Origin of the sequence: Collinsella sp. TF11-5AC (assembly GCF_003436775.1) — a bacterium.
GTDB lineage: Bacteria > Actinomycetota > Coriobacteriia > Coriobacteriales > Coriobacteriaceae > Collinsella.
In genome coordinates, this window is sequence record NZ_QSQO01000001.1 from 137,221 (window position 1) to 160,896 (window position 23,676).

At 59.5% G+C, this 23,676-nt stretch carries 20 protein-coding genes; 2 read left to right on the top strand and 18 right to left on the bottom strand.

The genetic code is table 11. The annotated features are described in order from the left end of the window. Positions 1 to 38 precede the first annotated feature (38 nt). Positions 39 to 683, top strand: a complete 645-nt coding sequence (gene lexA, locus DXD16_RS00690; RefSeq protein ID WP_040359862.1) for a transcriptional repressor LexA — start codon at positions 39 to 41, stop codon at positions 681 to 683. Then, positions 683 to 1,387: a heparan-alpha-glucosaminide N-acetyltransferase gene (locus tag DXD16_RS00695; protein ID WP_117654788.1), complete on the top strand. Its 705-nt coding sequence runs from the start codon at positions 683 to 685 to the stop codon at positions 1,385 to 1,387. Before lexA ends, DXD16_RS00695 begins: the two co-directional genes overlap by 1 nt. Here the strand turns inward: DXD16_RS00695 and hflX are convergent. The 18 genes from hflX to recO form a co-directional block, all read right to left on the bottom strand. Continuing rightward, entirely contained in the window at positions 1,372 to 2,661 is a 1,290-nt protein-coding gene (gene hflX, locus DXD16_RS00700; protein ID WP_117654789.1) for a GTPase HflX, read from the bottom strand. The two genes, DXD16_RS00695 and hflX, sit on opposite strands and share 16 nt — an antisense overlap. Then, the gene (gene miaA, locus DXD16_RS00705) at positions 2,661 to 3,599 is read right to left on the bottom strand and encodes a tRNA (adenosine(37)-N6)-dimethylallyltransferase MiaA (protein WP_117654790.1); all 939 of its coding nucleotides are present in this window, start codon (positions 3,597 to 3,599) and stop codon (positions 2,661 to 2,663) included. The genes hflX and miaA overlap by 1 nt, the downstream gene beginning before the upstream one ends. Continuing rightward, the gene (gene miaB / locus DXD16_RS00710; RefSeq protein ID WP_117654791.1) at positions 3,599 to 4,969 is read right to left on the bottom strand and encodes a tRNA (N6-isopentenyl adenosine(37)-C2)-methylthiotransferase MiaB; all 1,371 of its coding nucleotides are present in this window, start codon (positions 4,967 to 4,969) and stop codon (positions 3,599 to 3,601) included. Before miaB ends, miaA begins: the two co-directional genes overlap by 1 nt. Before the next feature lie 45 nt (positions 4,970 to 5,014). Next, the gene (locus tag DXD16_RS00715) at positions 5,015 to 5,332 is read right to left on the bottom strand and encodes a stage V sporulation protein S (RefSeq protein WP_006235982.1); all 318 of its coding nucleotides are present in this window, start codon (positions 5,330 to 5,332) and stop codon (positions 5,015 to 5,017) included. A 74-nt stretch (positions 5,333 to 5,406) separates the two neighbouring features. Next, positions 5,407 to 6,492, bottom strand: a complete 1,086-nt coding sequence (locus DXD16_RS00720; protein WP_117654792.1) for an ATP-binding protein — start codon at positions 6,490 to 6,492, stop codon at positions 5,407 to 5,409. A 1-nt stretch (position 6,493) separates the two neighbouring features. Further along, the gene (rny, locus tag DXD16_RS00725) at positions 6,494 to 8,044 is read right to left on the bottom strand and encodes a ribonuclease Y (protein WP_117654793.1); all 1,551 of its coding nucleotides are present in this window, start codon (positions 8,042 to 8,044) and stop codon (positions 6,494 to 6,496) included. Positions 8,045 to 8,301: 257 nt separating this feature from the next. Further along, positions 8,302 to 8,994 (bottom strand): regulatory protein RecX, encoded by a 693-nt coding sequence (locus DXD16_RS00730; protein ID WP_117654794.1) that lies wholly within the window; start codon positions 8,992 to 8,994, stop codon positions 8,302 to 8,304. An 11-nt stretch (positions 8,995 to 9,005) separates the two neighbouring features. Further along, complete coding sequence (gene recA, locus DXD16_RS00735; protein ID WP_117654795.1) at positions 9,006 to 10,154, bottom strand: recombinase RecA; 1,149 nt, start codon at positions 10,152 to 10,154, stop codon at positions 9,006 to 9,008. 257 nt (positions 10,155 to 10,411) lie between these two features. Next, a complete protein-coding gene (locus tag DXD16_RS00740) occupies positions 10,412 to 10,942 on the bottom strand; it encodes a CinA family protein (RefSeq protein ID WP_117654796.1) in 531 nt (176 codons plus the stop codon). Positions 10,943 to 10,954: 12 nt separating this feature from the next. Then, positions 10,955 to 11,503 (bottom strand): CDP-diacylglycerol--glycerol-3-phosphate 3-phosphatidyltransferase, encoded by a 549-nt coding sequence (gene pgsA, locus DXD16_RS00745; RefSeq protein ID WP_229071689.1) that lies wholly within the window; start codon positions 11,501 to 11,503, stop codon positions 10,955 to 10,957. A gap of 99 nt (positions 11,504 to 11,602) precedes the next feature. Then, positions 11,603 to 12,952: a 30S ribosomal protein S12 methylthiotransferase RimO gene (gene rimO, locus DXD16_RS00750; protein WP_117654797.1), complete on the bottom strand. Its 1,350-nt coding sequence runs from the start codon at positions 12,950 to 12,952 to the stop codon at positions 11,603 to 11,605. A gap of 27 nt (positions 12,953 to 12,979) precedes the next feature. Continuing rightward, the gene (locus DXD16_RS00755; protein WP_117654798.1) at positions 12,980 to 13,477 is read right to left on the bottom strand and encodes a YajQ family cyclic di-GMP-binding protein; all 498 of its coding nucleotides are present in this window, start codon (positions 13,475 to 13,477) and stop codon (positions 12,980 to 12,982) included. A 26-nt stretch (positions 13,478 to 13,503) separates the two neighbouring features. Beyond that, the gene (locus tag DXD16_RS00760; protein WP_117654799.1) at positions 13,504 to 15,015 is read right to left on the bottom strand and encodes a RodZ family helix-turn-helix domain-containing protein; all 1,512 of its coding nucleotides are present in this window, start codon (positions 15,013 to 15,015) and stop codon (positions 13,504 to 13,506) included. After that, complete coding sequence (locus tag DXD16_RS00765) at positions 15,015 to 17,792, bottom strand: DNA translocase FtsK (protein WP_233502544.1); 2,778 nt, start codon at positions 17,790 to 17,792, stop codon at positions 15,015 to 15,017. The genes DXD16_RS00760 and DXD16_RS00765 overlap by 1 nt, the downstream gene beginning before the upstream one ends. 1 nt (position 17,793) lies before the next feature. Further along, entirely contained in the window at positions 17,794 to 19,464 is a 1,671-nt protein-coding gene (locus DXD16_RS00770; RefSeq protein ID WP_117654800.1) for a ribonuclease J, read from the bottom strand. A gap of 639 nt (positions 19,465 to 20,103) precedes the next feature. Continuing rightward, positions 20,104 to 22,350 (bottom strand): polyribonucleotide nucleotidyltransferase, encoded by a 2,247-nt coding sequence (locus tag DXD16_RS00775; RefSeq protein WP_089573382.1) that lies wholly within the window; start codon positions 22,348 to 22,350, stop codon positions 20,104 to 20,106. A 149-nt stretch (positions 22,351 to 22,499) separates the two neighbouring features. Then, the gene (rpsO, locus tag DXD16_RS00780) at positions 22,500 to 22,778 is read right to left on the bottom strand and encodes a 30S ribosomal protein S15 (RefSeq protein ID WP_035138510.1); all 279 of its coding nucleotides are present in this window, start codon (positions 22,776 to 22,778) and stop codon (positions 22,500 to 22,502) included. 138 nt (positions 22,779 to 22,916) lie between these two features. Continuing rightward, positions 22,917 to 23,666: a DNA repair protein RecO gene (recO, locus tag DXD16_RS00785; RefSeq protein WP_117654801.1), complete on the bottom strand. Its 750-nt coding sequence runs from the start codon at positions 23,664 to 23,666 to the stop codon at positions 22,917 to 22,919. Positions 23,667 to 23,676: the final 10 nt, after the last annotated feature.

Here is a 23,676-nt window from a genome sequence, read left to right on the forward strand (position 1 = left end):
TCGAACATTTGTTTGACATGGGTAGAGAGGATGCCCTGATGGCTCGCAAAATTACCAAGCGTCAGCAGCAAATTTACGACTTCATCAAGGAATATCAGCAGGAGAAGGGTTATCCGCCCAGCGTGCGCGAGATGGCTTCTGCCGTGGGCCTTTCCTCCCCAAGCACCGTGCACGCCCATCTCTCTGCCCTGGAGGCGCGCGGGCTGCTCAAGCGCGATGCCACCAAGCCGCGTGCCCTGGAACTCTTTAACGAGGACGGTTCCTCTGTCTCAATTTCTAAATCTGACGAGCCCACCGCACCTCGCGGAACGGTCTCGCTACCGCTCGTTGGTCGCGTCGCGGCCGGGATTCCCATTCTGGCCGAGCAGAATATCGAAGACACGTTTACTATCCCGACCGAAATCGCCACTGATCAGGGTTCCTTTATCCTTGAGGTGCATGGGAGCTCAATGATCAATGTCGGCATCTTCAATGGCGATTACATCATCGTCCGTGAACAAAAGAGTGCCATGAACGGCGAAATTGTCGTGGCCATGATTGATGGTTCGGCGACCGTCAAGACGTTCTACAAGGAGCAGGGGCGTGTGCGCTTGCAGCCCGAGAACGACACCATGGAACCTATCTATGCAACGAATCCCGTTATCCTGGGCAAAGTCGTCGGCTTGATGCGCCGGTTCTCGTAATGCAAAAACGCATAACCATATTTGATACCGTCCGCGGGTTTACGATGATTTCTATGGCAGGTTTTCACGCTTGCTATGATCTCGCCTACCTGTACGGCTGGGATATGCCCTGGTTTACCCAGTCAGTCTTTCAAGACATCTGGCGCGCCAGCATCAGCTGGGTATTTTTGTTTATCGCCGGTTGGATGTGCACCCTTTCGCGCAACAATATCAAACGTGCCGCCAAATACGCCTTAGCAGCACTCGTTGTCTGGTTGGCAACAACACTTGTCTCAGTCGACGATTCGGTTAATTTTGGCATCATCTACTGCATGGCCGCATGCACCGGCATCGTGGCGTTGACCGATCCCGTCCTTAAGAAGATAACGGCGAGATGGGGCATGCCCCTATGCCTTATGTTGTTCGCAATCACCTGGAGCATCCCCAAAACGATCTACCCTGTCCCCTACCTGGCGTGGCTGGGATTTCCGAGCCCTGGGTTTATCTCAGGTGATTACTACCCCATCATCCCGTTTATCTTTATGTATCTTGCAGGATACTTCGCCGCACACATAGCGCAGGGAATCGATAAGACCGTCCCTAGCTGGGCCTACGCCAACCCCCTGCCGGCGCTCGCCAGCCTTGGACGTCACGCTCTCCCCTTTTATCTGCTGCATCAGCCCATCATTCTGGGCATTTTGGAGCTCGTCTACTCGGTGCGATAACGCTCGAGCCGCGGTGCAATACGAGCCGGCAACTTCGCCACAATGCGAACGCCGTCCTCGAGATATTCCTCATGCAGAAGGGTTCCCTGCTCATGCACCAGCGTGATGAGAGCGCCCTCACGATACGGGATATCAGCGGAGAGCAACACATCGGTGGCAGCTGCCTCGCGAGCAATCCGGTCGACGAGATCGTCGAGCCCCTCGCCCGTTTGGGCCGAAAATAGAACGGCCTCCGGATAGCGACGACGGAAACTCAATCGATCGACGCTATCGAGAAGATCGATTTTATTGAACACCGTAAGCGTTAAACGCTCTCCGGCGCCGATCTCATCAAGCACGCGGTCGACAGCCTCCAGCTGCCGCTCATAGTCCTCGTCAGACGCATCTACGACTTTGAGAATTAGATCGGCACCCAAAACCTCGGACAGCGTCGATTTAAAGGCATCGACCAGACCATGCGGCAGCTTTTGAATAAAGCCGACGGTATCGGTAATCGTCATGCCGCGACCGCCGGGCAGACGATACGAACGCGTCGTCGGGTCGAGCGTAGCAAACAGCTTGTCCTGCGAAAGTACCGTAGAGCCGGTCAGACGATTGAGCAACGTCGATTTACCGGCATTGGTATAACCGGCCAACGCGACGCGAAACGCCGGTGACTCAATGCGACTCTTGGATTGAACATCGCGACGCTGTTCAACCTGCTTGAGCTCACGACGAAGCGCAGCGATCTTATTACGAATAAGGCGACGGTCGACCTCGAGCTGACTTTCGCCCTGACCAAAACGTGAGCCGATGCCGCCGCGCGTCTGCTCCTTGGCGAGATGGCTCCACATGCCACGCAGGCGAGGCAACAAATATTGAAGCTGTGCCAGCTGTACCTGCAGGCGTCCCTCACGCGTCTGAGCATGCAGGCCAAAGATATCCAGGATCAGTGCTGTACGATCGATAATCTTTACCGGCTCGCCCACAGCTTTCTCCAAATAGGATTGCTGCGAGGGCGTCAGGTCGTCGTCAAAAATAACGACATCGGCATCCATGCGATGCACCAGGCCGCACAGCTCTTCTACCTTGCCGGAACCGATAAACGATTTAGGATACGGCTTTACCAAACGCTGCGACAAGCGTGCCACGCACTGAGCACCAGCTGTGTGGGCAAGACGCTCCAGCTCATCAAGCGAGCGATCGAGCGGCCATGCATTGTCGCGCCACTCAACACCAACTAAAATGGCACGCTCGGGCTCGGGTGCCGTGGGAACAAGGGGGAAACGGGCCATTAGGCAGCCTCAATACGATGCAGGATATCCTCAACGACCTCATCGATCGTACATTCATCCATATCAAACCACACGATACGGTCATCGCGCTTAAACCACGAAAGCTGACGCTTGGCATAACGACGCGAACGCATCTTAATGAGTTCGCGAGCCTCATCCATGCTCATCACGCCATTGAAAGCATCAATGATCTCTTTATAGCCAATTGCCTGCATCGACGTCAGGGCATCTCCCAGCCCCTGGCCCATAAGACCGCGGACCTCATCGACAAGACCCTGCTCAAACATCAGATCGACGCGCTGGTTAATGCGCTCGTAGAGCACCTCGCGATTACGCGTCAGACCAAACCATAGGGCATGATAATGCTCGTGCGGAACACTAAACTGCGACTTTTGCTGCGCATAGGAGACGCCATCATCATGCATCTCGAGCGCACGAATCACACGGCGCACGTTATGGGGATGAATAACAGCAGCCGATTCTGGATCGCGCTCGGCAAGCAAGGCATGCAGTTCTTCCTCGCCAATACGCTCGGCAAGCTCCTGATAGCCCGCACGACGATCGTCCTCAAGTTCACCCGAGGGAAAGTCCATCTCATCGAGGGCGGCCTTGAGATACAGCCCCGTACCTCCGCAAAAAACCGGCAGGCAACCCGAACCAAGGAGACGTTCAACATGCGCGCGCGCGTCGGCCTGATAAAGCGCAGCAGAATATGCCACACCCGGCTCTACAATGTCGACGAGACGCAGCGGCGCCGTGCACTCATCGGGCACCATCTTTGCGGTACCGATGTCCATGCCGCGATAGATTTGCATCGCATCGCACGACAGCACTTCGGACGAAAGACGAGCTGCCAAACGGTCGGCAACATCACTCTTACCAACCGCCGTCGGACCGACGATCGCAACGGCGGAAAGACCTGCCCCGGGAGAAACCATTAGCGCGGCTCGCCCACAACGGAGCCGGACAAATACCAGGTCTTGGCAACGTCAACGTCAACATCAACGATCTTACCAACAAGCTGATCGATGCTGTAACCCTCGGGGATAGGCGCATGCACGGTCTGATTCTTGGGACTCTTGCCCAGCAGGACCGCGTCGTTCTTTTTACTCGTTCCCTCAATGAGCGCCGGAACCACAGTATGAAGCTCACCCTGGTTATACTCGTGTGCCGTGGTCTCGATAACCTTAACCAGACGGTTGAAACGCTCGAGAATAACCTCATGCGGCGTAGGATCGTCAATCCCGGCGGCCGGGGTACCGGCGCGCTTGGAATAGATGAAGGTATAGGCCTGAGCATAGCGGACCGTCTCGGCAAGTGAGAGCGTCTGCTCAAAGTCTTCTTCAGTCTCACCCGGGAAGCCAACGATAATGTCGGTCGAGAGCGCGATATCGGGCATGCGGTTGCGAATGCGATCGACAAGGCCCAGATAGTCCTCGCGTGTATAACGGCGATTCATCTCTTTGAGGATCCGCGTCGAACCTGACTGGACGGCCAAATGCAGCTGCGGCATAGCGGCAGGCGTCTCGGCCATGGCGTCGATGGTCTCGGGCAACAGGTCCTTGGGATGCGAAGACGTAAAGAAGATGCGCTCCACGCCCGTATCGCCCACGGCACGCAGCAGATCGGCAAAACGCGGCTTGCCAAACAGATCGCGACCATATGAGTTAACGTTTTGGCCCAGCAGCGTAATCTCACGCACGCCCTGGCGCACCAAACCGGTCACCTCGTCGACAATCTCCTCGAAGGGACGGCTCTTTTCGCGACCACGCACGTACGGCACGATGCAATAGGTGCAGAAATTATTGCAGCCCGTCATGATGGGCACCCAGGCGTGATACTGAGTCTCGCGATGCCACGGCATGCTCATGGCATCCGTATCCTCATGCTCATTGGTACGGATATGACGCTTGCCATCAAGGAACGCCTCGGCAATGAGCTCGGCCACATGCGCGATGGAATGCGTGCCAAAGATGACATTGACGTTATCGACGTTGGTGAGCAGGCCCTCGCCATCGCGCTGCGCGATGCAACCGCCAACGGCAACCACGCGCTTGCCCGAAGGCGAAGGTGGCAGGCTTTTGCAGGAATTGCACTGACCGTACAGGCGAGTATCGGCGGCCTCGCGCACGCAGCACGTCATGAAGACAACGATATCGGCATGCGCGGGATCGAGCGCCATGAGGCAGCCATACGAATCAAGCAGACCGCTCACACGCTCGGAGTCGTGCTGATTCATCTGGCAGCCAAAGGTGCGGATAAAGTAGGTTTTACCGGCAAGAATATCGCGTACGGAACGCTGGTCCATGTGCATAAGTCCTAACGATGGGGAGCGAAACGAGGCAAGCAGAAGCTATGCCACAGGCTTAACATCATCCATGACGACGTTATCCATAGCAGCTCGATTGATCTGGTGAACGTAGATAGAAAGGCGGATGGCCGTGCGCGACTCCCCGTTAATGAGGATGTCGGAGAACACGGGCGCGCAGGAAATATCAAAACCGGTTGGAATCAAAAAACCGCGCGCGATAGCAACGGCCTTAATGGCCTGGTTGACGGCACCGGCGCCGACACACTGGATGTTGACGGGTACACCATCCTTGACCATGCCGGCGATGGCGCCGGCAACGGACGCGGGCGATGATTTGCTTGATACCTTCAGGCAATCCATGAAGAAACTCCTGCATTTAAAAGTACGTTTTAACTGCAATAACTGTATCGTACCGAGTGGACTCGGTAAAGGCACTATTCCTCTTTGGCAAGATCAAAGGTCACGGTGATTCGATCACGCGAAACACGGATCTTTGGGTCGCCGCAAAGGTTGAGATAGTACCGGGCGGCAAGGTCATTAAAGTCGCGTTCCACAGCGCGCGAAAACTGTGCCATGTCATCCTTGGCAATACGTAGCCCGCGACGATCCTTCGCGAGATCGACAGGAGCCGGCGCATGCGAGGACGAATCACGCTCGCGCAGCAGACGCGCGGTCACACCGCGAACGGGCTTAATCTGCCCTGCCAAAATGCGATGGGCCGTGCGCTCGGACATCTCAAGACCCAAACCCGAACAAATACGGATAAAGTCCTCGGCATCAGAAGCAAGGCCTAAACGATCGACAACCGGAAGCTCGCTCTCGTCATCAATGAACAGGAGACGAGACGTATCGAGCCGACTTGACGCCTGAGCATAAAGGGTCGCGGCAATCTCAGACGGAGAACCAAGATAGACATCGCAACCACGCAACTCCTCGAGCGCAAACTCACAAGCAGCGCGAATAATATTATGTGGACCGCGAGCGCAGACATAACGTCCGTCCTCATCCTTGACGGCCTGGGGCCAGCTGGACTGATCGGCACGCTCACTGAGGCGGTCGGCCGCGACGCTCACCTTGAAGGCTGAACCAAGATCGACACCGGACGTGACCACACGGGCCTCATCAGTGTTCTGCTTGATCGAAAACAATGCCATGCCACGACCGTGAACGCCCCAACGGTCCATCTTCATGCTCTCGAGCTTGGAGGTAACGCGGGCATCGAAGATTCGCTCTTGCATATCCTGCGGAACGCCCGAACCGTTATCCAGAAAGACAAGCGTGCGGACGCCGTCTTCCTTGGTCGTGGCGAGATAGACCTTGTCGGCGCCGGCATCGCGAGCATTACGGAGCATTTCGATGACGATATCCTCGACATGCTGAATGTCTTGCTTTGCCTGGCGCCGCTCGGCCTCCGAAACGCGGAGGCGGACATACCCCTCGCCAAGGTTCTCCTCGACGCGAAGGTTGCCCTCCCCCGACATCGACGCGATAAATGAGATGAGCTCGTTCGCGTCGCTCATGTTATTTAGCGATATCGACAGCGCGGCTCTCGCGAATCACGACGACGCGCACCTGACCGGGATACTCCATCTCTTCCTCGATCTGATGGGCGATATCGTGAGCCAGGACCGTGGACTGGGCATCGGAGATCTTGTCCGGCTGAACCATGACGTGGACCTCACGACCAGCCTGCATGGCATAGGTACGCTCGACGCCGTCATGGGAGTTGGCGATCTCCTCGAGCTTCTCAAGACGCTTGATGTAGTTCTCGGCAGACTCGCGACGGGCACCGGGGCGAGAGGCAGAGACAGCATCGGCGGCCTGCACCAGGACATCGAGCACCGTGTTGGGGTCGACATCGGCATGGTGAGCCTCAATAGCGTGGACGATAACGGGCTTCTCGCCATAACGGCGGGCAAGCTCGGCACCGATGACGGCATGCGGGCCCTCGACGTCGTGGTCGATTGCCTTGCCCAGGTCATGAAGCAGGCCGGCGCGCTTGGCGGTCACAACGTCCAGGCCAAGCTCGGAAGCCATCACGCCGCACAGATCAGAGACCTCGAGGGAATGCTGAAGCACGTTCTGACCAAACGAGGTGCGGTAGCGCAGGGCACCAAGGGTCTTGACGATCTCGGGGTGCAGATCGTGGATGCCGGTATCGAAGGCAGCCTGCTCGCCAGCCTCGCGCACGCGCTGCTGAACCAAGTCGGCGGCCTTGTGATACATCTCCTCGATACGGGCAGGGTGAATGCGGCCGTCGGCGATGAGGTTCTCGAGGGCGACACGGGCGGTCTCACGACGGACCGGGTCGAAGCTCGAAAGAACGACGGTCTCGGGCGTGTCGTCGATCACGAGGTTGACGCCGGAAACCTGCTCGAAGGTCCGGATGTTGCGACCCTCGCGACCGATGATACGGCCCTTGAGGTCATCAGAGGGAATGTGCACGGAGGTAACGGTGACCTCGGCAGTGTGGTCGGCAGCGCAGCGCTGAATCGCCAGAGACAGAATCTCCTGGGCGGTCTTGTGGCACTCGGCGCGAACCTGCTGCTCGGACTCGCGAATGATCGTGGCGGCCTCGTGGGTGACCTCGCCGCGAACCTTATCGAGGAGCTCCTTGTGGGCGTCCTCGCGGGTAAGGTCAGCGATACGCTCGAGCTCGGAGGTCTGCTTTGCGCAGAGCTCCTCGAGCTCACGGGAGCGCTTCTCGACCTGACCGGCCTGGCTGGACAGCTGATGCTCGCGCTTGTCGAGAGCGTCGTTGCGGCGATCAAGGGATTCCTCGCGCTGCATCACGCGGTTCTCGAGCGTACGAATCTCGTTCTTACGCTGCTTGTCCTCGGCCTCGGCGGCCTGCTTGTTCTTGATGATCTCCTCTTTAGCCTCGAGCAGAGCCTCTTTTTTGAGGGTCTCGGCCTGACGCTTAGCATCACCGATCAGGGACTCAGCCTGTGCGTGTGCCGACTGGATTTTTTCGTCGGCCTCGTGAAGACTACCCTGCTTGACGGTGCGCATGTAGGCAATGGCGGCGATGGCACCCAAAACGATGCCAACGAGCGCTGCGATGATAGGCATGCTCACTCCTTTTTATGGATTCGTTACACAACAAAGCGAACCGTCCTTACGAACGGCTCGCGACATTTGAGTAATATGGGCGCAGCTTATGCGGGTCGGATACAGATAAACATATAAACAAACTCATCACAGATGAGCACATATCACAAAGCAAATGACGCTGTTTATCGTACGTTGAACCACAACAACTGTCAAATAAATGCCCCCAACACGGCGGCTAAAACGCGGTGAACGGCAGGGCCACAAAACGCATACGCCTAAACCGCACATTCCTCGCGTTCGGCATCGAGACGTGCCTTAACGGCATCGGCGGCGATGTGATACGAGAAGCCCTTGCCCATCAAAAACCGAACCAGTTTTTCGAATCCGCGCGTCTCTGGAACACGCCGCTTGGCAAGCAGGGCTGACGCACGCGCCAAATCGTCTTCGACGGCAAAATAATCCTCGGGATAACCGGGAATGTCATCGAGCACGACATGACGGCGCTTGAGCTCGGTCTCGATTTTACGCTGTCCCCAACCGCGCCGCTTGCGTTCCTCGATAAAGTACGAGCAAAAGCGGTTCTCGTCTAAAAAGCGATACTCGGTGGCGCGCTCGACGGCGAAATCGATCGCGGGCTGGCGAAAGCCGTAGCGTGCCAACTTGTCACGGACCTCACCCGTCGCATGGTCGCGGCGCGATAGCATCTCGGTCACCATGGTAAGTGCACATTTACGCTCGATGAGCTGCACCGCTTCACGATAGTTATCCCAATCACAGGGAAGATCGGGGCGATTTTTGACATACAAGCGCGCGACCCGCACGGGAATCCAAATGGACCGCTCAAAACCGCCCTCAAGCTCACAATCGATATGTGCGCAAGGCTTTTTGGACGCATACCCGCTCGAGAACGAGGAGGCCGCCTTCTTATCGGGAAAGATGACCGTGGCCTCGGTCACAGTATACGACATGAGCGTAACCGCTACTCGTCGTCATCATCGAGCATGGCGGAACCATCGATGGCGTAAAGCTCGTCAAACTCCTCAGGCGCAGGCTGATCGGTCAGCTCGACCTCGGACGGAGCATCGTCGTCAAACTCAAGCCCGCAGGCAAGGCGGACCTTATGCTCAATCTCGTCGGCGCAATCGGGGTGTTCGCGCAGGAACGCCTTGGCGGCCTCGCGACCGTTGCCGAGCTTGTCCTCGCCATAGGCAAGCCAGGAGCCCATCTTCTTGCAAATGCCGCACTCGACAGCCATGTCCAGAATCGAGCCCTCCTTAGAGATGCCCGTACCGTACATGATGTCGAACTCAGCAGAACGGAACGGAGCTGCCACCTTGTTCTTAACGACCTTGGCGCGCACGCGGTTACCGATAACCTCATCCTTAAGCTTAATGCTGTCGATGCGGCGAATGTCGATACGCACCGAAGAGAAGAACTTAAGGGCGCGGCCGCCCGTCGTGGTCTCGGGGTTGCCGAACATGACGCCGATCTTCTCTCGCAGCTGGTTAATGAAGATGCATGTCGTGTTGGACTTGGACAGCGAGCCGGCGAGCTTGCGGAGCGCCTGACTCATCAGACGAGCTTGCAATCCGACCGTGGTATCGCCGATCTCTCCCTCGATCTCGGCACGCGGGGTCAGCGCGGCGACGGAGTCGACGACGATGGCATCGATGGCGCCGGAACGCACGAGCATGTCAACAATCTCGAGCGCCTGCTCACCCGTATCAGGCTGGGAAATCAGTACCTCGTCGATATCCACGCCAATGCGCGCGGCATACGTGGGATCGAGCGCGTGCTCGGCATCGATAAATGCCACCACGCCACCCATTGCCTGGGCTTCGGCCAGGATCTCGAGCGAAAGCGTCGTCTTACCGGAGGACTCAGGACCGTAAATCTCGACGATACGGCCGCGCGGCACACCGCCGATACCCAGAGCGGCATCGAGTGCCAGAGCGCCCGTGGGGATGGCCTCAACCTCAAGCTCGGGGCCGCCGTCACCATACCTCATGATGGAGCCTTGACCGAACTTCTTCTCGATCTCGGCCTTGGTGGTGGCGATCATCTCATCGCGCTCTTTACCCGTCGTGCGAGCATGAACGGTACGTACGGGACCTGAATTCTTGGCCATGAATAGCCCTCCTCTTAACAACCTGCATCGATAATAAACGAACGGCTGTTCGTGGTCAACCGTTCAGGCCAATCATATGCAGGCAGTCTTTCCAAAACCCAACCAAACGCCGACCAAACACTGACCAAATGCTTGACCACAAAGGGGCAAATAAGAACAAGAAAGGCAAAAATACACCTATGACCAGCGCAAACGCTAAATTCGTCAGGGGTCCCTATCTCCACATTTAAGGGGCCCGAAGGCCCCTTAAAACACGTCTATTCCATAGAGTTAAGCACAAGGGCAATGCGTCCCAATGCCTCCGCGACCGCATGGGCACGAATACACGAACGGTCGCCCTCATAGTGGCAGCGCACAGAGTCCACGACCGGCACTTCCCCATCAGCCGCGCGATACGCCCAGCCAATATAGAAAGTGCCAGCCGGATCGTCCTCAGTGCCGCCGCCGGGGCCGGCATAACCCGTTGCGCTCACTGCAATATCGCTCTGGTACAGCTCCAGCGAACGCGCCGCCATCTCGCGCGCGGTCTGATGCGACACCGCGGTATAGCGGTCGAGCGTCTCCTGATCAACACCCAAAACGCGATGCTTGATCTCATCGCAGTAGGTCACCGCACCGCCACGCAGCACCGCCGAGGCGCCCGGGATATCGGCAATCGTCGAGGCGATCATACCTGCTGTCAGCGACTCAGCCGTCGAAACCGTCACGCCCCGAGCGCTCGCGCGCTCGACAATATGACGCGCCAGCTCCTCGTTATGTGCGGAAATCTGCTCAAAAGAGTCCGTCATACCCACCAGAACCTAGACCGAAAAGACGATCTTGCGGCAGTTCCAGAAGTACTGGGCGCCCGAGATAACGGTCAGGACAACGGCAACGGCGTACAGGAAGCGCGACACCGAGTAGATGCCGAGCGTCAGCGCCAGCGGGCCAAGGTGCAAGCCGGCCATCGCAAAGACGCACAGGTAACCGCAGATGGAGACCATCGTGGTCGCCGTCTTGTACTTGCCAAGCTTATCGGCGGCAACGACCACGCCGGCGGCACTCGCAACCATGCGCAGGGCGCTTACCAGCAGCTCGCGGAACAAGATGATGAACACGGACCAAACCGACACGGCACCAAAGTCCAAGAATAGCAGCAGGGCCGAGAATACGAGCAGCTTGTCGGCGATGGGGTCCAAGAATTTACCGAAGTCGGTAATCTCGTTGCGCGAGCGCGCCAGGTAGCCGTCAACCTTATCGGTGCACGACAGGATGACGTACAGAATGAAGGCAGCGGCGGCGAGCGGGCCGTCGAAGGTGCTCCAATCTGTTCCGGCAACACTCGTGTGAGAAAGCGCCGACACAATCATGAACACCGGGATAAAGACGATGCGAACGCACGTCACGATGTTGGCGGGCGTCCAAACACTCGTCAGTTCCTTATTGCTCTCGTTTGCCACGACGCTCTCCTACTCCACAACATGGCCGATAAGCTCATAGCAGAAGCTATCGGTAAACTCGACCGTCAGAATTTCGCCCACAGATGCCTCGCTGGCATCCAGATGCACCGCGCCATCGGAATCAGGCGCCTGGAACCAGGCATGTCCGATCAGCTCGGCGCCGTCCTCGGTCTCTTCGATACCGTCGACAATCACCTGGGCGCGCTCGCCCACATGTGCGGCAGTTGCAGCAAAACCGAGCGACTCGGCCAGGTCCATGGCCTCCTGGGCGCGCTCGAGCTTGACCTCTTCGTCGACCTGGCCCTCCATCTTGGCGGCCAGGCTGCCCTCCTCCTGCGAGTAGGCAAAGACGCTCGTGTAGTCGAAGCCGACGGTGTCCATAAAGTCGATAAGGTCGCGGAACTCGTCGTCGGTCTCGGTCGGGAAGCCGACCATGGCCGTGGAACGGATCACGATGCCGGGGATGCGCTCACGCAGATCGCGGAACAGGTCCTCGAGCTCCTGGCGCGAACCAGAACGGCGCATAGCCTTGAGGATGCGCGCGTCGCAGTGCTGCACGGGGATATCGATATAGGGCAGCACCTCGGGCGTATCACGAATGGTCTCAATGAGCTCGTCAGTCATGCCCTCGGGCTGCAGGTAGAGCACACGGACCCAGACGTTCTGCGGACGCACGGCCTCGGCGACGGCGCGCAGCAGCTGCGCCAGATTGCGCGGCGAGCCATCGGTGACGTCTTCGTCGGCAAAGTCGGTGCCCCAAATACCCGTGTCCTGGCCGATCAGCACGATCTCGCGCACACCGCCGGCAACCAGGTCGCGTACCTCGGAGATAATGCTCTCGGCATTGCGCGAATGATAGCGACCGCGAATATAGGGGATCATGCAGAAGCTGCAGAAACGGTTGCAGCCATCGGAAATCTTGACGTAAGCAACGGCGCCCTCGACAGTGCGCTTGACTTGCGGAATATAGGCAGCGATCTCACGCTCGACACCCAGCACGCCATCGATGACCGCCACGATGCCGTCCTCCTCGTCGGCCTTCACAAAGGCAGCGACCTCGGGCAGCTCATCGGGCAGGTCGTCGCCATAGCGCGACGGCACACAGCCGCACATGACGATGGGACAAGAACGAACGCCGTCCTGAACCTCGTTGGCGAGCTCGAGCGTGGTCTCGATGCTCTCGGACGTTGCGGAGGCGAGGAACGAGCATGTATTGACGATGGCGATATCGGCATCCTGTGGGTCGAATGCCTCCTCGTAGCCCGCGGCGGTCAAAAGAGAACGCATGCGGTCGGTGTCAACCTCGTTCTTAGCGCACCCGAGGGTGATGTAGAGCACGGAGCCCAACGGTGTATCCATGTTGGAGAGCAGTCCTTTCGAATGATATTAGCGGTAGTTGGTGAACTGCAGCGGCTGGCCGTAGTCCTGGTCGCGCAGGAATTGGATAACGGTCTGCAACGCGTCCTTCGAAGCAGAGGAAACACGCAGCTTCTCGGCCTCGATGGTCACCTTGACCTTGAGCTTTTGGTCCTTGATGTCCTTATTGATCTTCTTGGCGGTCGCCTGGTCGATACCCTCGACGATATGGCCGAGCACGCGCACGGTGCCGCCCGATGCCGCCTGCGGAGCATCCCACGAGACAGCCTTGAGGTCGATGCCGCGCTTGATGAGCTTGGAGCTCAGGACATCGATGATCTGCTTGGAGACAAAGTCGGCCGGGGCGTTGATTGTAAAGAGCTTGTCGCCCTTCGAAAGCTCGATCGTGGCGCCGGAATCCTTCAGGTCATAGCGCTGGGAAATCTCGCGCGTGGTCTGCTGGAAGGCGTTGTCGACCTCTTGCATGTTGACCTCGGACACGACGTCGAAGCTGGAATCTTTAGCCATGATGTTTCCTTTCGCGTACGAGCGGCTTAGTAGCTATCGTACGAATAGTCAGTAGAATCGGTGGGCGTCTGGCCGTCAGTTGCGGTATCGGCGCCATCCGTGGACTGGGCATCGGTGCCGTCGGTGGTGTCGGTACCATCGGTGGTGTCGGCACCATCAGAACTTTCACCATTCTCGGAATCAGTCGTCTCCTTCTTGGGAACGGTGATCGTCACGCGCGCCACGCCCGAGGTCTTGGTATCGTAACGGACCTTTTCGCCGTTCTTGGTAACGGTGACATCGGAAGGCTTAGACGTGGTGATCTCGATCGAGGACTCGGGCGTGTACTCCTGCTCAAAGGGGCCAGTCGCCTGGGCGCCATAGACCGACTTGCCGTCGACCTTGACCTCAATCCAAGCAGTCTTGCCCTTGGCAACGGAGATCTTGACCTTCGTTACCTCGTTCTCTTCCTTTTTAGCCGTCGTCTTGGAGGCGTCCGAATCGGTCGACTCATCCGTCGCCTCATCGGTGTCCTCATCCTCGTCGACGATTTCGGTCTTCTTAGAAGACTTCTTGGTCGTCGTCTTGGTAGCAGTGGGCGTCTCGGGCGTGGTCTCGGGCGTCGAAGATGCGCAGCCGCGCAGAAGTACCACGATGAGCACGATCAGCAGCAACGCCACGGCACCGATACCGGCGTAGACGATACGCGGATCGAGCCCGTTGTTTTGAGGAGCACGGGAACCGCCGCGTCCACGACTGGAACTGCTGCGGCCGCCTCCCTGAGGCATACGGCCACGATTGCTATCGGAACGGCCGCAATAGCCACCCTGGCCCTGAAGGCTGCGCTGACCCGAGCGGGGCGCAAGTTCACCGCGGCCTTGATAGCCACGCTGGCCCGCACGCGGAGCCGAAGAGCGCTGGCCATACGGCTGTGGTTGAGAGCGAAGACGCGGCGTCACCTGCGTGGTATCGGCGTCCGCATAGCCACTGCGAGAGCGTCCGGTGGAGATACCACGGTGACCGCGATCGGAATAGCCGCCGTCGCCGTAGCCGGCACGAGGGTCACGCGCCACGCCGCGGGCAGCGGGAAGTGCACGGTCCTCGGGCAACGGCGTACTGCGGAACCGGTCACGCTGCGAGCGAATCTCCTCGCCCGAACCCGTCTCGGTAATATAACCGGCCTGCTGAGGACGCTGTCCATAGCGAGTCGAACGACCGCCCTGAACCATCAGGAAGCGCCCGTTATCGACAGAGGAACGCGAATTGACGTAGCCGGCGGCGTCCTGGAAACGACCGCCCTGCTGCGACGTCTCGCGTTCGTATGCCATCAGTTCGTCAAAGTAGGCATTGACGACCTCGCGCGGATTGAGGCCCAAAAAACGAGCATAGCTCGAAATCATGCCCTGCGCATAGCCGCGCGGCGGCATCGAAGCAAAGTTACCGGTCTCGAAAAACTCGATGATCTGCGGCCTGATTTTGATGGTGTTGGCGACCTGCTGAATGGAAAGGCCCATTCGGCGACGCTGCTCGAGCAGCATGTCACCAAAGCGTGCAGCCATCAGAATCCTCCAAACTCACGATCTTCACGTGCCATCTCGGCGTCGACAGATTCCAGCGCGGCAAGCCCTTCCTCGTCCAACAGGACCTCGCGCGGCTTGGAACCGTCGGGCGGGCCGACGACACCCTTTTCTTCCAGCATGTCCATAATACGCCCGGCACGCGCATAGCCAACCTTCAGGCGGCGTTGCAGGCCAGATGTGGAGCCCAGCTGCGATTCCACCACAATATGGGCGGCTTCCCAAATGAGCGGATCATCGTCTTGCGGCTCGGCGACACCAGTGCGGACAATGCCGCCACCAGCCATGGACATGGAAGCGGGCGCCACGGCGGACAGAATCTCCTCGTGGTAGTCGGGCTCGCTCTGCGACTTGACGAACTCGACAATCTCGTTGATTTCGTCGTCCGAGACAAAGCAGCCCTGGATACGGCGGGGCTTGCCCCAGTCGACCTTGGAGAACAGCATGTCGCCCAAACCGGTGAGCTTCTCGGCACCCATCTGGTCGATGATGACGCGCGAGTCGATGCCCGTGGCGACGTTAAAGGCGATGCGGTTGGTGATGTTGGCCTTGATGATGCCCGTCACCACGTTGGAGCTGGGGCGCTGCGTGGCAACGATAAGATGAATACCGGCGGCACGGCCCAGCTGTGCAATACGCACGATCGAGGCCTCGACATCCTTACCGGCGACCATCATCAGGTCAGAGAGCTCGTCAATGATAATGACAAGGTAGGGCATCTTTTGCGGCGGATTGTCGTAATGCTCAAACTCGCCAGCAGCCTGCTTTTCGTTGTAGGTCGAGATCTTACGCACGTTGAGACGCTCGAAGACCTTCAGGCGACGCTCCATCTCGGACACAGCCCATTGCAGAGCGCTCGCGGCCTGCTTGGGCTCGGTCACCACGGGCACATAGAGATGCGGCAGACCGTTATAGCCCGCAAGCTCGACGCGCTTGGGGTCGACCATGATCAGGCGAACGTCCTCGGGAAGGGCGCGCATGAGCAATGTCGTGATGATGGAATTGATCATCACCGACTTACCAGAACCGGTCGTACCGGCAATCAACAGGTGAGGCATCTTGGCGAGGTCGGCGACAACCGGCGTGCCCTCGGCATCGCGGCCGATGGCGAGCTCGAGCGGACCGCCCTTCACATAGGGCAGCACGTCGCCCAGATTGACGTTCTGGCGCTTGCGGTTGGGAATCTCGATGCCCACGAGCGAGGTGCCGGGGATCGGGGCAAAGATACGCACCGACTGGGCAGCGAGCGAAAGCGCGATATCGTCCTCGAGGCTCGAGATTTTGCTCACACGTTCGCCCTCACCGGGCTGCAGTTTAAAGGTCGTCACCGTGGGGCCGGCGATCCAGCCGACCACGCGGGCACTGCGGCCAAACTCAAGCAAGGTGGATTGCAGTGACTCAGCGGTCTGCTCCAGCTCCTTGTCCGAAGACGCGGCGGAAGCCGACTGCGGGTTGGCATGCAGGATTTCGAGCGGCGGAAGCTTGAGGCCGTCCTCTTCTTCGCCCTCGGCGTCAGTTGCGGTGTCGCTCGCTCCCCCATTGTCAGCCGCAGCAGGAGCGGCAGAGGCCGTAGAGGTTGAGGCGTCAGCGACCTTGGGGTGCTTCAGGAAGTCGGGGGTCTGGGGGGCGGCCGAGACGGGATTCACGGAAAACGGCGGCTCGGACTCGTCAACCTTGTCCAGATCGTCCTCCATCGAAAGCTGTCCGGTGACCTGGCCGCGCTTTGCATGGCGACGCGGCAGCAAAGTTGTCTTTGCGGCCTCAATCGGAGCCTCGTCGTCCTCGTCATCGCCCTCGGTGAGCTCAATCTCGCTATCGGACCAAGACGGGTCGGGCTCACTCGTATTGAGCTTGGGAACCGTCTTGCCCTTCTTGGCATGACGGCGCGGCAGCAGCGTGGTCTTGGCCCGCTCGGCTTCAACCGACTCGGATACGTCGACAAACGGGTCATCGTCCTCGTCGTCATCCAAAACCGGGTCGACATCGCCGCCCATGACCGTGGTCACCGCGGCGTCAGTCCCCTTCTGGCGCAAAATGCTCAGGTGCGGACGAGCGACGCCGGGAACAGACAGGGCCTCTTCATCGCCCCACGGGCTCGCATTGACATCGGCACGTCGACGCTCGGCAAAATCGGCAGCGCGATCGCGTGCGGAGCGCAAAACGCCACCCACCGAAAAGCCGATAATGACCAAACCAACGACGACAAGCCCCAGCAAGACAACCATGGCGATAGGTTTACCCAAGGCGTTTTGCAAGGCACTTGCGATAAAGGCGCCAATGTAGCCGCCCGACACGGAAAGGTTCTGCGGCGTAAACATAAGGTCGCACGAATCGCTCGTGCCCGGCACCATCAGCGAAAGAATGGAGACGACGGCGATAAAGACCAAGGCGCCGCCCGCAACAGAGCGCACGTTGAGCGGCGAGTCCTCACCCAAAAAGAGCGTGGCGGCAAACAGCAAGATGACGATCGGCAGCACGTAGGCGCCCAGACCAAAGCCCAGGTGGTAGAAACCGGCAACCGCAGCCGTCACGGGCGCTGTTGCCGGAGAGATCACGGCAATGAAGGACGCGATCGCCAAAACGGCGATGACCACACCGGCGATATCGCGATTGGCCGAAGGCTCGACCAGGGGCTCAAACTCATCAAACTCGGACTCGTGGCCCTTATTGGCACGCAGATGGGAACCGGCACCCTTAGCAGATGCCGGTTGGTTATTGGCCTTATTGCCTTTGGCGTTTTTTGCAGATCCGCGCGCCAAACTAAACCTCCATGACGACCGGGATGATCATCGGACGGGTGCGCGTACGGCTCCAGATAAAGTTAGAGAGCGAATCGCGCACGGCCTTGCGAATGGCATCGGAACCGCTGCTGGTAAAGCTAAACTTACCCTTCTCGATCGTCTTCATAATGGACGCGGAGGCATCCTCGGAGAACTGGTCGTCGATGGCAAACGAGACGCCGCGGCCCGAGAACTCGATGGCCTCGATCTTCTTGTGTTTGAGGGAGACGATGGCAACGGCCGTGACCATACCGTCGTTGGCGAGCTTCTGGCGATCGCGCAGGACGATGGGGTCGGTATCGCCGATACGCAGGCCGTCGACGTAAACGACACCGGACTCGACGGGCGTACCGCGCTTGACGATACCACCGCGCATCTCGAGCGTGTCGCCGTTATCGAGGATAAAGATATGATCGTCCTTGATGCCCATCTTGCGGGCCAGCTGCGCATGGGCGCGCAGATGCACGGCCTCACCGTGAACCGGCATAAAGTACGTGGGCTTGGCCATGGCCATCAGGAGCTTGAGCTCCTCCTGGCTACCGTGACCCGAGACGTGGACGAGAGCGCGGTTCTTATCCCACACGTCGCAGCCGAGCTTGGCCAGGCTGTTGACGACCTGCTGGACGGCCTTCTCGTTGCCAGGAACGGGAGTTGCCGAAAGGATAACGGTATCGCCCTCGTGGATGGAGAGCGTCTTGTGCTCGCCATTGGCCATGCGGGACAGGGCCGACAGCGGCTCGCCCTGCGAACCGGTGCACATGACGACAATCTTATCGTCGGGCAGGTTATCGATATCGAAGGCATCGATGATATCGGCGTCATCGATGTTGAGGTAGCCCAGCTCACGCGCCACGCGGGTGTTCGTGAGCATGGAGCGACCGGTCACAACGACCTTACGGCCGCACTTGCGGGCGGCATCGCAGATCTGCTGCAGACGATGGATGTGGCTCGAGAACGACGCGACGAACACGCGACCCGGGGCGTTCTTGATGGCGTGCAACAGGTTGGGACCAACCTCGGCCTCGGACTTGGTAAAGCCGGGAACCGTGGCATTGGTGGAGTCGGAAAGCAGCAGGTCGATGCCCTGCTTGGCAAAACGGCTGATAGCGGCATAGTCGGGCGTGACGCCGTCGATGGGCGTCTGGTCGAGCTTAAAGTCGCCGGTGTGCATAACGGTGCCCTGGTTGGTGCGAATGAACACGCCCAGAGCGCCGGGGATGGAGTGCGTCATCGAGAAGAAGTCGAGCGAGATGCCGCCGAGGTTGACATGGCTGCCGCCCTTGACCTCACGGAACTTGGGTGCGCGGATGCGGAACTCGGAGAGCTTGCCCTCGATAAAACCGAGCGTCAGCTTGCTCGAGAAGATGGGCACCTTGTTGTTGAGGTCCTGCAGCAGGTACGGAAGCGAACCGGTGTGGTCCTCGTGGCCGTGAGTGACGATGATACCGCGGAGCTTCTCCTCGTTCTCCAGAACATAGGTGTAGTCGGGAAGCACCAGGTCGATACCGGGCTGGGAGTCATCCGGGAACATAAGACCGGCGTCGACGAGCACCATGTCGTCGCCGCACTCGAAGACCGTCATGTTCTTGCCGATGCCGTCAAGGCCGCCGAGCGGAATGATCTTCAAAGGAGATGATTTTTTAGCTGCCATAGGTAAGTGTGGTTTCCTTTCTTCGAAACGGGTCTGGAACAACCGACGGGGCGCTTCTGGCAAACCGACCGCCGGGAACGTACAAATATGCATCGCAGAGTCGATGCAATAACCACAGTATGATACCCATTTGCACAACAACAGACCACCCATGCATCAAAGCCCCATCTGAACTGGTCTATCCCGCCGGTTTCCCGTGGGGCGGGCGCTGATGAAGTTTCCTGCTCTACAGTCCTGCTCACGACGGAGGCCACATTAAGTGGCCTCCTGTTCGTGCGGAACTCGCGATAAACTTCATCAGCGCCCGCCCCACGGGAAACCTGCCAAAAAGGGACAGGTTTGTTTTGGTCGGTTTTATCTGGGAAGATGCTGCTGCGGCTATCTACAGATCTGAAATCTGACTACTGAATAGACTGTCTAGCTAAATAGCGAGCGGCACTAACCAGCCCTTTTGCTTGCGACCGGGAGGGGCGCATATGAAGTTTATCGCGAGTTCCGCACGCAAAGGAAAGCACTTAATGTGCTTTCCGTCTTGCGCAGGACTGTAGAGCAGGAAACTTCATATGCGGCCCTCCCGGGCGCAAACAAAAGGGCGACCCCTTAGGAGTCGCCCTTGCATGAGCTGCTTATGTACGGCTGTTACTCGGCGTCGTGGTGACGGCGGGGCTTGCGGCCTCCGTTGTCACCGGGACGGCGCGGACGGTCGCTGCGCTCGGAGCGCTCGCGACGCGGACGCTCACGGCGCTGGAAGTGCTCGCCGTCGCCCTCGGAGGAACCCTCGGCGCGAGCCGGAGCCTCAGGCTTGTCAAGACGATCGAGCGAGATCTTGCCGCGATCGTCGACCTCGATGACGACGACCTTGACCTCGTCGCCGACGTTGAGGACGTCCTCGACCTTCTCCACGCGGCCCTTGGCGACGCGGGAGATGTGCAGCAGGCCGTCCTTGCCAGGCAGCAGGTTGACGAAGGCGCCGAAGGGCTGGATGGAGACCACACGACCGGTGTACTCCTCGCCCGGCTCGGGAACCTTGATGATGAGCTTGATACGCTCGACAGCCTGATCGACGGACTCGCCGGTGCCGCCGACAAAGACGGTGCCGTCCTCCTGGATGTCGACCGAGGCACCGGTCTCGTCCTGGATGCCGCGGATGACCTTACCACCAGAACCGATAACGTCGCGGATCTTGTCGGTCGGAACCTGGATGGAGACGATGCGCGGAGCGGTGCTGCGCGTGGTGTGGCGCGGCTCGGGGATCACATCGAGCATCTTCTGCAGGATGAAGGCGCGACCCTCCTTGGCCTGCTGCAGGGCGCGGGCCAAGATGTCGAAGGTAAGACCGGTGGCCTTGTTGTCCATCTGCAGGGCGGTGATCCCCTCGGTGGTGCCGGTGACCTTAAAGTCCATGTCGCCCAGGAAGTCCTCGAGACCCTGGATATCGGACAGGACCACGGTCTTGCCCTCCTCCTGGATCAGGCCCATGGCGATACCGGAGACCGGGCGCTTAATAGGCACGCCGCCGTCCATAAGGGCGAGCGTGGAGCCGCAGGTCGAAGCCATCGAAGAGGAGCCGTTGGACTCCATGACCTCGGAGACCACGCGAATAGCGTAGGGGAACTCGTTCTCGTCGGGGAGCACCGGGAGCAGGGCGCGCTCGGCCAGGTTGCCGTGGCCGATCTCGCGGCGCTTGGGGCTGCCCATGCGGCCAGTCTCGCCGGTGCAGAACGGCGGGAAGTTGTAGTGGTGCATATAGCGCTTGCCCTCGGTGGGCTCGATGGTATCCAGACGCTGACCCTCGTTGAGCATACCGAGCGACAGGACGGAAAGCACCTGGGTCTGGCCACGCTGGAACAGACCGGAGCCGTGAACGAGCGGCAGGTAGTTATCCTTCACCATGATGGGGCGAATCTCATCGGCGGCACGGCCGTCGACGCGCTCGCCGGTCTCGACGACCATGGTGCGCATGGCCTTCTTCTCGAGCTTCTTGAGCGCCACGGGGATCTCGCGCTCCCAAGCGGCCTGCTCCTCCTCGGTGAACTCGGCACGGATGGACTCCTTCAGAGCCTCGACCTTACCGATACGGGAGAGCTTGTCGGCATCGCGAAGGGCGGCGGCCATCTCGTCGTAGTGGGCGAAGATGCGCTCCTGGACCTCCTCGACGGGCTGGTCGAGCGGGTACTCCTTCTTGACGATGGCGCCATTGACCTGCTCCCACTCGGCAACGAACTCGTCCTGGGCCTGGCAGAAGGCGGCGAGGGCCTCCTGGCCAAACTTCATGGCGGCGAGCATGTCGTCCTCGGAGATCTCCTCGGCGCCGGCCTCGACCATCGAGATGAAGTCGGCAGAGCCGCCCAGCTCCAGGTCCAGGTCGGAGTTCTCGCGCTCCTCGTAGGTGGGGTTGACGATAAACTCGCCGGTCTCCACGTTACGGCCGATGCGCACGCAGGCAAGCGGGCCCTCGAAGGGCACGCCGCCGAGCGTCATGGCCAGGGAGGCACCCATGACGTTGATGACGTCGAAGGGGTTGACCTGGTCGGCGACGAGCGAGGTGGCGACGATGTGCACCTCGTTGCGGAAGCCGTCCGGGAAGCTCGGACGGATCGGACGGTCGATCATACGAGCCGTGAGCGTGGCCTTCTCGCTGGGACGGCCCTCACGCTTGAGGTAGCCACCCGGGATGCGGCCTGCGGCGTACATCTTCTCGTTGAAGTCGACGGTCAGCGGGAAGAAGTCGTAGTTCTTGCGCTCCTTGGAGACGACCACGGTGTCGAGCATCGTGGTGTCGCCCTGCTTGACAAGACAGGCGCCGGTGGCCTGCTTGGCAAGCTCGCCCGACTCGAAGGTGTAGGTCTTGCCGTACAGCTCAAAGGTCTTGGATACGAGTGTCATTGTTCTCCTTTACCCCACAGGCCCCTTGCCTGCGGGCTTCTCATGTGACGCGGGCCCCCTGCCCCCGCCACGCTTCAGAGCGTGATTGTTCGCGCCCTTACACAAAAAGAGCGCCCCGCTGCGCAGGACGCTCTTAGCATGTACAAATCCTACTGGATGTTGTCGCGGATGCCCAGAGCCTTGATGAGCTCACGGTACTCGACGATGTCGTTCTTCTTGATGTAGGAGAGAAGACGACGACGACGGCCGACGAGCATGAGCAGGCCACGACGGGTGTGGAAGTCCTTCTGGTGGGACTTCATGTGCTCGGTCAGCTCCTTGATGCGCTCGGACAGGATGGCGACCTGAACCTTGGGGTTGCCGGTGTCGACCGGGGTGTTACCGAACTGGGCAGTCAGCTCCGCCTTGCGCTCTTTGGAAACAGTCATTGTTTCACCTTTCGTTTTGCGTCGCCATCGGGCGACTCGATTCGCCTCGGACTGGGAAGCCGCCGGTGGAGCGAGCAACCAAGGTCGAGGTACCAACAGGTCGGTATGTTACCACAAGCAGCCCGCGCCTGCGCATCATCACCGACCCAACATGAATTCCATCGCACGGAGACGTTGATCGGTGTGCGTCGCAGCCCACACGTGCGAAAGCCCCAGCAAAAAGGCAGCGGTATGGGGGTCGACCCTCTCGGCCATGAGCGCATCGAAGGTCATGGACATGAGGGCGCGCAGCCATGCGACCTCACCGGTCGAGACCAGCTCGGCACCGGGCACGCTCGACGCGCACGACCCGCACATAAGACCGCCCGCCTGGGGTGAAAAATACGACAGCATGGGGTCACCGCACAGCACGCAGGCCGAAAAATCAGGTCGATAGCCAACGTGCGACAGCAGCTTAAAGACATATGCCGCCACAAGTAGATCCATATGTGCCGTGTCGAGCCCGCTGCCCACCAGGGCAAGCGCTCGCTGCGTTATGGCAAAGGTAAACGGATCCTCGGCGTCCTCGAACGAGCACACGCGCGCGACCTCGGCGATCGCGCTTGCGGCGCATGTCATCTCGTAATCGGGCGCGGCGCCGAGCGGCGCCTCCATAAGCTCGGCCTGGGAAACCACGTCGAGCGACCGTCCATGCGCAAGCAGCAGATCAACGGTACAGAACATCTCGCAGCGCGCAGCCAGGCGTCCGCCGGGTTTGCGGGCGCCCTTTGCCACGGCACGAACCTGCCGACCCCGCTCGTCAAGCATCGTCAGGATCAGGTCCGTCTCTTTGAGCTTCGTCTTATCGAGCACGAGCACTTTCGTGCGATATGTACGAGAACCTGCCATTCGCGCCGCG

What these genes read in the sequence shown, in the direction of transcription:
- lexA (WP_040359862.1), top strand. Translation starts at nt 39, where the DNA reads ATGGCTCGCAAAATTACCAAGCGTCAGCAGCAAATTTACGACTTCATC.
- DXD16_RS00695 (WP_117654788.1), top strand. Translation starts at nt 683, where the DNA reads ATGCAAAAACGCATAACCATATTTGATACCGTCCGCGGGTTTACGATG.
- hflX (WP_117654789.1), bottom strand. Translation starts at nt 2,661, where the DNA reads ATGGCCCGTTTCCCCCTTGTTCCCACGGCACCCGAGCCCGAGCGTGCC.
- miaA (WP_117654790.1), bottom strand. Translation starts at nt 3,599, where the DNA reads ATGGTTTCTCCCGGGGCAGGTCTTTCCGCCGTTGCGATCGTCGGTCCG.
- miaB (WP_117654791.1), bottom strand. Translation starts at nt 4,969, where the DNA reads ATGGACCAGCGTTCCGTACGCGATATTCTTGCCGGTAAAACCTACTTT.
- DXD16_RS00715 (WP_006235982.1), bottom strand. Translation starts at nt 5,332, where the DNA reads ATGGATTGCCTGAAGGTATCAAGCAAATCATCGCCCGCGTCCGTTGCC.
- DXD16_RS00720 (WP_117654792.1), bottom strand. Translation starts at nt 6,492, where the DNA reads ATGAGCGACGCGAACGAGCTCATCTCATTTATCGCGTCGATGTCGGGG.
- rny (WP_117654793.1), bottom strand. Translation starts at nt 8,044, where the DNA reads ATGCCTATCATCGCAGCGCTCGTTGGCATCGTTTTGGGTGCCATCGCC.
- DXD16_RS00730 (WP_117654794.1), bottom strand. Translation starts at nt 8,994, where the DNA reads ATGTCGTATACTGTGACCGAGGCCACGGTCATCTTTCCCGATAAGAAG.
- recA (WP_117654795.1), bottom strand. Translation starts at nt 10,154, where the DNA reads ATGGCCAAGAATTCAGGTCCCGTACGTACCGTTCATGCTCGCACGACG.
- DXD16_RS00740 (WP_117654796.1), bottom strand. Translation starts at nt 10,942, where the DNA reads ATGACGGACTCTTTTGAGCAGATTTCCGCACATAACGAGGAGCTGGCG.
- pgsA (WP_229071689.1), bottom strand. Translation starts at nt 11,503, where the DNA reads ATGATTGTGTCGGCGCTTTCTCACACGAGTGTTGCCGGAACAGATTGG.
- rimO (WP_117654797.1), bottom strand. Translation starts at nt 12,952, where the DNA reads ATGGATACACCGTTGGGCTCCGTGCTCTACATCACCCTCGGGTGCGCT.
- DXD16_RS00755 (WP_117654798.1), bottom strand. Translation starts at nt 13,477, where the DNA reads ATGGCTAAAGATTCCAGCTTCGACGTCGTGTCCGAGGTCAACATGCAA.
- DXD16_RS00760 (WP_117654799.1), bottom strand. Translation starts at nt 15,015, where the DNA reads ATGGCTGCACGCTTTGGTGACATGCTGCTCGAGCAGCGTCGCCGAATG.
- DXD16_RS00770 (WP_117654800.1), bottom strand. Translation starts at nt 19,464, where the DNA reads ATGGCAGCTAAAAAATCATCTCCTTTGAAGATCATTCCGCTCGGCGGC.
- DXD16_RS00775 (WP_089573382.1), bottom strand. Translation starts at nt 22,350, where the DNA reads ATGACACTCGTATCCAAGACCTTTGAGCTGTACGGCAAGACCTACACC.
- rpsO (WP_035138510.1), bottom strand. Translation starts at nt 22,778, where the DNA reads ATGACTGTTTCCAAAGAGCGCAAGGCGGAGCTGACTGCCCAGTTCGGT.
- recO (WP_117654801.1), bottom strand. Translation starts at nt 23,666, where the DNA reads ATGGCAGGTTCTCGTACATATCGCACGAAAGTGCTCGTGCTCGATAAG.